Consider the following 12,330-nt stretch of genomic DNA (forward strand, 5'->3'; position numbering starts at 1 on the left):
AAAAAGAAATTAAGAGTTATATGATTTACTACAATCATTATCGAGGGCAATGGAATTTAAAAAAGCTGCCGCCTGCAAAATACAGACAGCAGCTTCAAAAAGTTGCCTAACCTTTTTTTAAATGTCCTTTACAAAGGGTACATTTTAAATTTGGTAGCTCCTTTTCCTATAGATGAAGGCTTACCACCCTAAAATGAGATTGATTTCCGTTCTGACAGGGCACTTCCCTATGGCATACGATGAGTCCAAGGAATCGGCTTAGTTTTGCTTCATATTTACGAAGACACTTTTAACTTCCGTATAGTTGGACAAGCCATATTCGCCGCCCATTTCACGACCAACACCTGATTGCTTGTAGCCTCCGAATGGCATCGTTTCCCACTCTAAACCAAAATCATTAATCCACACCGTTCCTGCTTGTAGCTTACTAGCGATATAATGTGCTTTTTTCACATTTTCAGTCCAAATGCTTGCTGCGAGTCCATACTTACTATCATTTGCACGAGCAATCACTTCTTCTACTGTGTCAAATGAGAAAATAGACATAACCGGGCCGAATATTTCTTCACGAGCAATTGTCATATCATCCTGTACATCAGCAAATACAGTTGGTTGTACGAAATAACCTTTGTTAAATTCACGCTTCCCGCCTGCTACTAGACGTGCACCTTCCTCTCTTCCTTTTTCAATAAAACCAAGTACTGTATTCAGTTGTTTTTGTGAAACAAGTGGCCCCATATCTGTTTCTGAATCTAGCCCTGGTCCTAATTTTAATGTTTTTGCTTTTTCGGCGAGTCGCTCAACAAACTGATCGTATAAGCTACTGTGTACAAAGACCCTTGTACATGCACTACAATTTTGTCCGTGATTGTACATTGTCCCAGCAAATGTTCCTTCTATTGCTTCTTCTACGTCTGCATCTTGTAAAACGATTGCTGGAGATTTACCCCCAAGCTCCAATGTTACACTTTTCACATCGTCTGCTGCTTTTTTCATGACGTGAATTCCTGTCTTTGTGGATCCAGTGAATGCTACCTTGGCTACACCTTTATGTGTAACAACAGCCTCACCTGCTTCACCTGTACCTGGTACGATGTTCACAACACCATCTGGGAAGCCAGCTTGTTTCATTAATTGACCTACATACAATAAGGATAGTGGCGTTTCCGCTGCCGGTTTAATAACAACTGTACAACCTACTGCTAATGCCGAGCCTAATTTCCATGCAGCCATTGCAAGCGGAAAATTCCATGGAATGATTTGCCCTACAACCCCTACTGGCTCATGGACAATGTAGTTTAAGTAATCCTTTGATACTTGCACCGTTTTTCCTGTTATTTTTGTTGCCCATCCTGCATAATAACGGAAATGTTGTACAGTACCGTCCACATCATCAGCTAAAGCCGTTTTGTATGGCTTACCATTATCTAATGATTCTAGCTGTGCAAGTTCTTCCCGATGCTCCTCTAGTAAGTCTGCAAATTTATAAATAATACGTGAGCGTTCTGCTGTATCCATGATGGACCATTTATTTTCAAATGCTTTCTGTGCAGCCAGTACAGCTATATCGATATCTTCAGCTTGTGCTTCATATACTGTTGCAATTACCTCTTCATTTGCCGGGTTTAATACTTCAAATGTTTTACCTGATTGAGAATGTACATACTCACCATTAATATATAAACCAATTGTCGATTGTAAAAATTCCTTCACCTTTGGTTTCAATGTTAATAATGCTTCCATTTTGCCACCCTTTCTTATCATCAATTTCACCTTGGCTTCAATGTTGCTGTCGCTTCACTTTCGCACAGACAAAACCCTGTTGTAGCTATCGCTTTGCTTTCGCTACAAATAAACATTGCGTCCGGATTTTGAATTGTGCCCAAGCCTGCACGATGGCCGACACGATTGCTTTCAAAATTATTTATGCTCGATAACAAGTATGTCTAAGTCAGCTAAGATTGCTTTTAGTTGTGCATCTTCTTCCTCAGTTAATGGAAGACGTGGTAAACGGCAAGGTCCACCCGCCCAACCTTTTAATTCCATAGCACGCTTTGCAATTTGTACGTATTTACCTGATCCTTCTAAAAACGCACATAATGGTAATAAACGATCATAAATAGCCCAGGCTTCATCCAGATTGCCGTCTTTTACATTGTTATATAATTCCGTTACAAGTTCTGGCACGATGTTTCCTGATACAGAAATCCAACCAACAGCACCAACAAGGAATGATTCAATTGCTAAATCTTCTGAGCCACAGAACACTTTAATGTTGTCTCGTCCTTGACGCACAATATCACGCGCTTTGCCAATGCTACCGCTCGATTCTTTAATATGTGTAATATTTGGTACGTCTCGGCCAACTTTTAATATTGTTTCTAAGCCAATATCCACACCAGAAGTGAATGGATTATTATAAATCATAATTGGAAAGCTTACTGATTCTGCAACTGATTTAAAATGTAAATAGATTTCTTCATCTTTTGGATGTGCGTAATAAGAGTTAATGAGCAAAGCTGCATCTGCTCCTGCTTGTTCAGCTTGTTGTGTATACTCGATTGCCCCCGCTGTTGTTTCTGCAGCCGTACCAACAATTAATGTAATACGACCTTTAATTTGATCAACTGCTACTTCTACCGCTTTAAAGCGCTCTTCTTTAGATAAACTTACGAATTCGCCTGTACTGCCGTTTATGGCAATACCTGTTACCCCTGCATCAATAAAACGCTCGATGTTTTGACGGAAGCCATCCCAATCGATGTCTGTTTGGTTTAACATTGGCGTTACTAATACTGGAAATGCACCTTCTAATTTTTTCATACTTCTTTCCTCCTTAGTAATTCAATAATATTTACACAATGACAAATCCTTGTTGTAGCGGATCTTCACTGTCTACTACAAATTGATGGATTCCTGTGATATATCCTGTTAATGCAATTTCGTAGCCAACCTCATTTTTGTTTACAATTTCAATACAGCTGCAAAAAATACTGTTATTTTTTTGAACAGCCTCATCGCCTAAGACTGCTATTAATGCAAGTGTACTATCTACACTTGGCGAACGAAGAATATAGCCATCACGTTCAAATGTTACTGAACGCACTTCACTGTCTACTTTTTCATACACAATGACACCATCAGCTGCACTATATTTGGTACTCTCGTTTACTCCCCAAGTACTAATATTTGCTAGCTCATCTAGGGCAAGTGCCTTGAATTGTTGTGGCTTTTCTAAAACAATATAACGTCGCTCACCATCTACCACTACGAATTCTTTTTCTACAAGCGCCGGCTTCACTGTTAATTGAACTGACAGTACTGCATCATTTTTTTCCGAAAGTTGTACATTTATTTTGTAAATACCTTTTACTGTTTCAATCGTATATATATCAATCTCTGATACTTCAATTGTTCCAAGCTCTATTAATGCTGTTGTCGTAGCTACAAGTGCTTCATACTTAAAATCTGTAGAAGCATCGTGTTGGAAAAATAATAAACGGAATGATGCAACGACTGATGGCAAAATAATGCATCCGTTCATACCACGATGCCCACGTGGTTCATTTAATAGAAGTTGTTTTGTATTTTCAAATTGTGTATTTAATGCATTAGCCGCTTCCACTATATTTTCCTGAGAAATTGCGATAGGCGATTGCACGACTATGCGAAAAGCTTCTCCGACTACCTGTGTATCAATCGTTTGAAAAGATTTATGATAGTTCATATTAATCCTCCTCTAGTGATCCATTGGTGGAATCATCAGGTAGCCTTCTTTTAACGGGTCCTGATCATTGTAAAAGAATCGATGCATACCCATTACCCATGCAGATCCTGTTATTTCTGGTATAACAGCTGTTAAATCACCAACAGCTACTTCCTCTAGTACACGTGCTTGAAACAATGTACCTACAATACTTTCATAAATGAACTGTTCATTAATAGCGAGCTCATTTTTCGTGTAAAGTGTCGCAATTTTAGCTGAAGTACCTGTACCACACGGTGAACGATCAATTCCGCCCGGCGGTACAACGACTGTATTTTTCAAATCCGCTAACTCATTTACTGGATCTGTATAAAACTCGATATGCGTTAACCCATGAATAAACGAAAACTCAGGATGTACGATCTCTTCCTTGGCATTCACGGCATTGCGAAGACGAATACCTGTATTAATAATATTCGTAGCATTTTCTACTGATAAATCGAGATCTATTTTTCTAGCATCTATAATGCCGTAAAAATTACCGCCATACGCAATTTCACATTCAACAATACCAAGTGTAAGGTCTTCAATTTCAACTGTCTTTAATAGAAAAGAAGGTACGTTTTTAAACGTTACTTCTTTGGCCATGCCATCTTCTACTTTAATTTTCACATCAATTAAACCTGCTGGCGTGTCTAATTTAATATGAGTATAAGGGGTTTGAACCTCAATTAAATTCGATTCAACAAGAGCTGTGCAGACGCCAATTGTGTCATGCCCACACATTGGTAAGTAGCCACCAGTTTCAATATAAATTACACCTAAATCAGCTTCCGGATGGCAAGGGTCCGTAATAATAACACCTGACATGACGCTATGTCCTCGAGGTTCGTTCATAAGAAATTTTCGGATCCAGTCAAAGTGCTTTTGCATATAAAGCATTTTGTCAGACATCGTTTTACCTTCAAGCTTCGGCATGCCACTAATGAGTGAACGTGTTGGATTTCCACCTGTATGGGTATCAATTGTTGTAAATAACTTTTGAAATTTCATTTGTGGAGTACCCCTTTCTTAAATCGATTTATATTCACTGGCTCAGTAGGAATACATGTATCTTTGTGTTGTAGCAATTCTTGCACAAGCTTTCCTGTGACTGCTGCTAAACTAATACCATCCCCTTCATGGCCTGCCGCTATGTAGAAGCCTGGTATCTCCTCTATTTCACAAATAATTGGTAAATGATCCTCCGTCCATGGTCTTAGCCCCGCATATGTACGAATAATCGACATGTCTGCGATTTTCGGATAGAAACGTACTGCACGTCTGGCAATCATTTTCACGACATCATGATTTACTTTCGTATCGAAGCCAACAAATTGGCGACTACTCCCTATTAAAAAGTTTTGTGCTTCTGTCGGTTCAAATACTAAAGCAACTCCATATTTTTCAATATCCGCATCCACCGTACGCTCTCCGCCAAACTTTGAAATTAAATAACCAAATTCCATAACCTTTCGTAGGCCAACTGGTTGCTGACGCGATGCCACAATAATATGTCCTTTACGCGGCTTAATAGGTACGTCAACACCAAGCATTTGTCCGATAAACGGAGCCCAAATACCACAAGCATTAATAACTTTATTGGCTGTCATTATCCCTTCGTTAGTCTCGATTAAAAACGTGCCTTTTGGCTGTTTCTTTATGTTTTTCACTTCTGTATGTTTTCGTATTTTTGCACCAAATTTTTCTGCTGTATGGAACATAGAAAATGTCAGCATATAAGGATTTACTGTGGAATCTGTTTTACACTCCAATCCACCATATAAATCATCTGCAAAAAATTTTGACTCGTTTCGCAAGTCTGCGCGATCTAACATATTAAACTCTAAACCCGCTTCTTGTTGACGAGTTACCCATCGCTGAGCGGCTTCCATTTCTATATCACTTTCACAAACAAGAATACTTCCTGGGTTGCGATATTCAAATTTAATTTCCAACTCTTTATCTAACTCATGTACTAATTGCTGGCTTACTAATGACATCTGGCTGTCAAAGCCCGGATCCTTATCTATAGCTAAAATATTTCCATCACAGCGAGAAGATGTACCACTCGCCAATTCATTTTTTTCGAGTACCATTATTTCCAGACCCGCCTTTGCACAATAATAAGCAATTGCCCCGCCAATAATGCCACCTCCAATAACTACGATATCATGATGAGATTTCTGCAAGACTCTCCCCCCTTTTTGCTAGCACTTAACATTCTGCAAAAAACGTGCCAATCTATCTATTCGGAATTTGTTTGATAAACTATGTAGTATGTGTCAAAATTATTTATATTATTCAAAAAAATTAGACAAATGATTAATGAGGGGGCTTTATTTTGCATCCATACCATTTAATTATGAATAAAATGTTAAAACTGAATTTGGCTTTTATTCCAATAGAGGATGTCATCACTAAACTTAACGATGACAAGATACAGTACTTTGTCATTGAAAATGAGAAGCCTTATGCAGTGAAACGAGGTAAAAGGAAAAGTGATTTTGAATATATAGCCTGTCAAATTGTTCGCATGGATTGTCCAATCAAAACAGCTCTTGATTATTTGGAGGAATATGAATTTTTACTAATACGTGATGAAACGAAGCAATATATAGGATATTTATCGAAAGATTCCTTGATGTACGATCTCGCTTATGAGTTAGAGTGTATAAACGCTTATTTAAATACCATTTTAGAAACGATTAATGAATCGTGTACTGTCATTGATCGTAATCAAAACGTGGTTTATTGGACTAAAGGAGCGGAGAGAATTTTTTCTGTATCTGGGGAAAATATTATTGGAAAGCCAATCACAGATTTCTTTAAAGAAGATCAACTTGAAATTTTACATACACTGCAGCATGGAAAATTCGTTTATCAACAACAGCATTTTCCGCGTGAAGATCTTGTTGTAATGATTAATTCCAATCCTGTTATGTTAAACGATCAAACGATAGGCGCAGTCGTAGCCGAAACAGACATTACCCATGTAAAAAAATTAAACGAAGAGCTTCATATTACTTCTGAAAAATTATTGAATTTAGAGAAACAGATGAATACGAACGGCTTAGCCTATGACCCATTTACACTTATTCGTGGTAATAGCCCCACACTTAAAAAGGTGCTCGAAAAAGTAAAAAAGGTCGCAAAAACCGAGGCAAATATTTTAATCTACGGAGAAAGTGGCGTCGGGAAAGAGCTTTTCGCACGTGCAGTCCACGCAATTCGTGAAAAACCAGATGCACCATTTGTAGCCATCAACTGTGGGGCTATTCCAAGTGGCTTATTCGAAAGTGAGATTTTTGGTTATGAAAAAGGAGCCTTTTCTGGAGCACATCAAAAAGGAAAAAAAGGAAAAGTTGAACTTGCCCGAGGAGGTACACTGTTTTTAGATGAAATTGGAGAAATGCCTTTAGATATGCAAGTAAAGATTTTACGATTGCTGCAGGAAAAAACATTTTATGCAGTAGGCGGCACGAAAGAAATGGATGTCGATTTTAATTTAGTAGCCGCTACTAACAGGGATCTGAAGCAAATGGTGGAAGAAGGGAAATTCAGAGAAGATTTATATTATCGTTTAAATGTCGTAAATTTCACGGTGCCACCACTACGAGAACGGGCTTCAGATATTTTGGAGATTAGTAACTACTTCTTATACGAAAAATCCATTAAATACAATCGGCCCATTCAAGGAATTCCTCCTGAAATTGCACAAATTCTTTTGCAGTATCCATGGCCAGGAAATGTTCGTGAACTAGGTAATGTTATAGAACGCCTCGTTGTTTTTTCTGATGAAGGGGCCATTCATATTGAAGATTTACCTGCTGATATTTTAGAAGCCGTTCCAAAAAGTGAACTCAATGTGCGAAAAGATTTTCCACAAGGGACGCAACTAAGCAATCAACTAGAGCATTATGAACGTGAAATTATTTTAGAGCAGCTTGCTCTCGTAAATGGCAATAAAAAAATCTGTGCTAAAAATTTAGGCATTACTCGAGCTACATTATACAATCGATTAAAAAAATTAAACATCAATGTCTAATTTTTTGAAATAAGTGTCTATATTTTTATACACTTTTCTTTCAATTTGCATTAAGCCATTAATGTACTTCTAAAAACACTTCATGGCACAGTTTTTGCAGTAACTAATATGTAAATAAAATTCCTTACTTAGGGGTGTAGTTATGCAAAATAAATCTATGATTGTATGTCGTTGTGAAGAAGTTAGCTACGATGAACTCGTAGAAGTAGCATCTAAAAATAATTGCTCTGCTCGTGAACTTAAGCTACGAACGCGGGCAGGTATGGGCTATTGTGGTGGTCGTACTTGTCGTACAATGGTTGATCAAATCGCACACAAACATCACCCACGACCAGACTGCGAAATTTCATTAAAATATCAGGCACCCATTCGTCCTGTGCGGTTTGCCGACCTAGGGGAGGTTTAATAATGACTGAACGTATTATGAGCCACCCTGTTTTAGGAGTTTTACCTCCAAATGACAAAGTGTCTTTCACTTTTGATGACCAAGAATATGAAGGATACAAAGGTGAATCATTAGCAGCTGCCCTACTTGCAAATGGCATTCGCACCTTACGTGTCCATGAAGACACAGGTCAACCACGTGGCATCTACTGTAATATTGGCCACTGCTTTGAGTGTCGCGTCAATGTCAACGGCTTAGAAGGACAACGCGCGTGTATAACACCAGTCTATGACGGCATGATTGTGAAAAGTGGTAAGATACTTCCTACGTCGGTACGTGACTGGAGGGAGAATAATGGAAAATAAAGTGATCATTATTGGTGCTGGTCCTGCTGGGCTTTCTGCCGCTATTACATTAGCAGAAAAAAATATAGCTGTTCTAGTCATCGATGAATACTTATATGCAGGAGGACGCTTACTTGGACAATTATATGAAGAAAGTCCAGGAAAATGGTGGAATGGTATTGTAGAATCCGGGCGTTTATTGGAACATGCAAAAGCCCTAAATGTTGAGATTTTACTCCAAACAAGCGTTTCGGATTTAGAAAAAATTGAGCAGGAGTGGATCGTCTATACAAATAAGGGCGTATTTCGTACAACGCAGCTTTTGTTAGCTACAGGTGCCGCTGAATCACCTTTCCCAATACCAGGATGGACACTTCCTGGTGTAATGTCTGTTGGAGCTGCACAAGTAATGACAAATGTACATCGTGTAAAGCCTGGCAAACGGGGGATTATTATTGGGGTTAACGTACTTTCCTCAGCCATCGCGATGGAATTACAAATCGCCGGCGTTCAAGTAGCAGCTATTACATTACCTGCTACTAACTTACTAACAGAGGATAGCGGAAACCCTTTAGAGGTCATGAATTCATTACTACATGTATCTCATATGGCCCCCTCCCCCCTTGTTAAAATCGGAAGTAAGTTTATGAAAAATGAATTTATGAAGAAGTTAGGCATTACCTTCTATCCAAAAAACGGAGTGAAAATGTGGGATATTCCAATAATGTTACGAAAAGCGGTCGTTGAAATTGTCGGTAAAGAACGTGTAGAAGGAGTTGTTATCGCAACAGTGAATACTGACGGCTCCATCGTTCCGGGCAGTGAAAAACGCATTAAAGCAGATTTTGTTTGTATTGCTGGCGGATTATATCCTTTAGCAGAACTTGCTTCATTAGCAGGTTGTCCATTCCATTATATTGAACAATTAGGGGGGTTTATCCCATTACATAATGAGCAAATGGAAACTAACTTAGAGGGGCTATATGTTGCGGGTAATATTACAGGTATTGAAGGGGCGAAAGTTGCATTAGCACAAGGCAAAGTTGCTGCTCTTACAATAGCACAGAAATTAAATACTGGCACTACAATGCAAGAAATTCAACTCGCTATTGAAGATATAGAGACAACAAGAGCAAACGCACATATTCAATTCCACCCCGAAGTTTTAGCAGGTCGCCAACAATTGAAAAAAATTTGGATAGAATCATTCCCAAAAGTTACTAAATAAAACTGTCAGTATTTTAGACAAAACAAAAAAGTGTATAACTTTTGGAAATAAGAATATTACACACTACAAGCATTCGAGTCAGCGTAAACAACAGATCGACCTAATCAATTATGCCTTGGAACGGCTTTGTGTAAACACAAAGCCGTTCCGTGACTTCTGCCAGAGGCTTTAGACCAACAAATGTTTTTTGTGCGAAAGCGTAGTGCTAACGCAGCTGCTTTTTGTCTGTGCGAAAGTGAAGCGGCAGCTGCAACAACACAATGTTGGTCACTCAGGCGTTTTCACATGATATGAAGTTCTTAGCCCGAGTTCCTTTGATTCAGCCGATGTTTGGACACCTGCTGAAAAATAACTTTAACCCGCATTTATCTCACCACCTCTAGAGGTGGGAGACTTCTATAGCTCCGCTTTGCTTTCACTATAAAACCATTTGTAGCTAACGCTTCGCTTGCGCTACAAAAACACTTGCTGAAAGAAGTAAAAAATCTTTTTCTCATACTACGGAGAAAAGGATTTTTTATTTGCAGTCAAGTACATATTTTGCTTTATGGCACAGATAATGCATTAAGAATTATAAGGGAGGAAAATTTTGAAGGGAGGTATTTTTAACTTTGCGTAATCCTTAACGACAGAAAGTCTATGTCCTATGGTAGGAAGACGATTTGTGGATTCTTCTTAGTTGTAAATGGAAGTACTTAATCTTGGGAAAATGCTCCGAATACAAGAAAAAAGAATTCGTTGGTTCAAGGGGGAAATGATATGGAAGCAATCGTTAATACGTTAGTCGATTATATTTGGGGAAATGCACTCGTTTATTTAGCATTAGGTGTAGGTTTGTATTTTACTGTTCTGACTAGAGCTGTACAATTTCGTTATATTCCAGAAATGATACGATTATTGCGTGAACGAAAAGAATCAAATGAAGGAATATCATCTTTCCAAGCTTTTTGTATGGCATTATCTGGACGTGTTGGGGTTGGTAATATCGCAGGTGTAGCTACTGCTATTGCAGCGGGTGGACCAGGTGCAGTTTTTTGGATGTGTGTAATGGCGTTCCTCGGAGGCGCAAGCGCTTTCATTGAATCAACACTAGCACAGGTTTATAAAGAAAAAGCAGATAATCAATATCGTGGTGGATCACCGTTTTATATTGAAAAAGGTTTAAAACTTAAAGGTTTCGCTATTTTTGTAGCACTTGTTATTTGTATTTCTTATGGCATTTTAGTACCCGGTATTCAAGCAAATACAATTGCCACTTCATTTAGTACAGCATTTAATATTTCTCCATATATAACGGGTATAGTGATTGTTGTCCTTTTAGGACTAATAATTTTTGGTGGTGTTAAACGTATTGCTCGAGTTGCCGATAAAATTGTGCCTATCATGGCGCTTGCCTACGTTCTTTTAACACTTATTATTTTAGGTGCTCATGCAAGTGAAATTCCTAATATGATTAAATTAATTTTTACAAGTGCATTTGGTACGAACGAAATATTTGGGGGTATAATTGGTACTGCCATCGCTTGGGGTGTAAGACGTTCCGTATTTTCAAATGTTGCTGGAGCTGGTGAAGCAACATTCAGTTCTGCAGCTGCTGAAGTATCCCATCCAGCTAAACAAGGATTAGTACAAGGTTTCTCGATTTACATTGATACTATTATCGTGTGTACAGCAACTGCTTTAATGATTTTAATTACAGGTATGTATAATGTAACACCTCCTGGAGCAACAGCGCCTCTAGTTGAAAACATTCCTGGCGTTGTGGCAGGTACTGCTTATACACAAGCGGCAGTCTCTACTGTGTTTAATGATTTTGGTAGTGGTTTCGTGGCTATAGCCATTTTCCTTTTTGCATTTACAACTTTAATGGCCTACTACTATATCGCAGAAACTACCATCGTATATTTAGATAAAAAACTGAAATACCCAGTATTAAAATTAGTTTTAAAATTAGTCTTCTTAATTGTAGTTTATATTGGAAGTGTTCAATCTGTTAGTTTGATGTGGGGTCTTGGAGATATCGGATTCGGCAGTATGAGTTATTTAAACTTTATTGCAATCGTCTTATTAACAAAACCAGCTATAAAAGTTTTGCGTGATTACGACCGTCAAAAGAAGGCTGGGCTCGATCCGATTTTTGATCCGCGAAAAGTAGGCATTGAAAACGCTGATTTCTGGATAGAGTACAGCGATAAGCATAAACACACTAAATAGAAAAAAGAGCAACTACAAAAACTTTAATGGTTTGTAGTTGCTCTTTCAGTGTTTAATTGCCAATAGTGTTAACTTTTTGTCGATAGTTAATTGCATTAAAGTGCCCATTTACATCCAACCCTAGGGATTGAAGCGACCACGAGGATATAGCACTTTAGCACCTATGCTGTTTCTTTAACAATAAAAAACAGCCAGCACTCAGCTGACTGTTTACATTGCCTAGCGACGTCCTACTCTCACAGGGGGAAGCCCCCAACTACCATCGGCGCTAAAGAGCTTAACTTCCGTGTTCGGTATGGGAACGGGTGTGACCTCTTTGCCATCATCACTAGACTATTGTCGGCTTTCAATATACATCGTATTTCT

General features: G+C 38.5%; 11 protein-coding genes and 1 rRNA gene. 6 read left to right on the plus strand and 6 right to left on the minus strand.

All coding sequences use genetic code 11. From position 1 onward, the window contains the following. A partial coding sequence (locus AC1DCY_RS25645) for an IS3 family transposase (RefSeq protein WP_477350376.1) occupies nucleotides 1–110 on the plus strand: 110 nt, incomplete at its 5' end. 148 nt (nucleotides 111–258) lie between these two features. Here the strand turns inward: AC1DCY_RS25645 and AC1DCY_RS25650 are convergent. The 5 genes from AC1DCY_RS25650 to AC1DCY_RS25670 all read right to left on the minus strand — a co-directional run bounded on the left by AC1DCY_RS25650 (nucleotide 259) and on the right by AC1DCY_RS25670 (nucleotide 5,937). Beyond that, nucleotides 259–1,743 (minus strand): aldehyde dehydrogenase family protein, encoded by a 1,485-nt coding sequence (locus AC1DCY_RS25650; protein ID WP_477355078.1) that lies wholly within the window; start codon nucleotides 1,741–1,743, stop codon nucleotides 259–261. Between the two features lie 177 nt (nucleotides 1,744–1,920). Continuing rightward, nucleotides 1,921–2,823: a 4-hydroxy-tetrahydrodipicolinate synthase gene (dapA, locus tag AC1DCY_RS25655; protein WP_477355081.1), complete on the minus strand. Its 903-nt coding sequence runs from the start codon at nucleotides 2,821–2,823 to the stop codon at nucleotides 1,921–1,923. A gap of 31 nt (nucleotides 2,824–2,854) precedes the next feature. Then, nucleotides 2,855–3,727 carry a proline racemase family protein gene (locus AC1DCY_RS25660; protein ID WP_477355084.1) on the minus strand — a complete coding sequence of 291 codons (873 nt, stop codon included), beginning with the start codon at nucleotides 3,725–3,727 and terminating at the stop codon, nucleotides 2,855–2,857. Nucleotides 3,728–3,739: 12 nt separating this feature from the next. Next, nucleotides 3,740–4,759: a proline racemase family protein gene (locus tag AC1DCY_RS25665; RefSeq protein ID WP_477355087.1), complete on the minus strand. Its 1,020-nt coding sequence runs from the start codon at nucleotides 4,757–4,759 to the stop codon at nucleotides 3,740–3,742. After that, on the minus strand, nucleotides 4,756–5,937 hold the full coding sequence (locus AC1DCY_RS25670) for an NAD(P)/FAD-dependent oxidoreductase (protein ID WP_477355090.1): 1,182 nt from the start codon (nucleotides 5,935–5,937) through the stop codon (nucleotides 4,756–4,758). Before AC1DCY_RS25670 ends, AC1DCY_RS25665 begins: the two co-directional genes overlap by 4 nt. Before the next feature lie 152 nt (nucleotides 5,938–6,089). Here AC1DCY_RS25670 and AC1DCY_RS25675 point away from each other — a divergent pair, with 152 nt between their 5' ends. From AC1DCY_RS25675 to AC1DCY_RS25695, 5 genes are all read left to right on the plus strand, one after another. After that, nucleotides 6,090–7,793: a sigma-54 interaction domain-containing protein gene (locus tag AC1DCY_RS25675; protein ID WP_477355092.1), complete on the plus strand. Its 1,704-nt coding sequence runs from the start codon at nucleotides 6,090–6,092 to the stop codon at nucleotides 7,791–7,793. A gap of 142 nt (nucleotides 7,794–7,935) precedes the next feature. Further along, nucleotides 7,936–8,199, plus strand: a complete 264-nt coding sequence (locus AC1DCY_RS25680) for a (2Fe-2S)-binding protein (protein ID WP_053485199.1) — start codon at nucleotides 7,936–7,938, stop codon at nucleotides 8,197–8,199. A 2-nt stretch (nucleotides 8,200–8,201) separates the two neighbouring features. Next, nucleotides 8,202–8,543 carry a (2Fe-2S)-binding protein gene (locus AC1DCY_RS25685; RefSeq protein ID WP_477355095.1) on the plus strand — a complete coding sequence of 114 codons (342 nt, stop codon included), beginning with the start codon at nucleotides 8,202–8,204 and terminating at the stop codon, nucleotides 8,541–8,543. Further along, nucleotides 8,533–9,750 (plus strand): NAD(P)/FAD-dependent oxidoreductase, encoded by a 1,218-nt coding sequence (locus AC1DCY_RS25690; protein ID WP_477355098.1) that lies wholly within the window; start codon nucleotides 8,533–8,535, stop codon nucleotides 9,748–9,750. The genes AC1DCY_RS25685 and AC1DCY_RS25690 overlap by 11 nt, the downstream gene beginning before the upstream one ends. Nucleotides 9,751–10,509: 759 nt before the next feature. After that, on the plus strand, nucleotides 10,510–11,964 hold the full coding sequence (locus tag AC1DCY_RS25695) for an alanine/glycine:cation symporter family protein (protein WP_477355101.1): 1,455 nt from the start codon (nucleotides 10,510–10,512) through the stop codon (nucleotides 11,962–11,964). 217 nt (nucleotides 11,965–12,181) lie between these two features. Here the strand turns inward: AC1DCY_RS25695 and rrf are convergent. Further along, nucleotides 12,182–12,297: ribosomal RNA gene (gene rrf, locus AC1DCY_RS25700) — 5S ribosomal RNA — on the minus strand. Nucleotides 12,298–12,330 lie beyond the last annotated feature (33 nt).

This window comes from Lysinibacillus sp. 10T31, assembly GCF_056394365.1.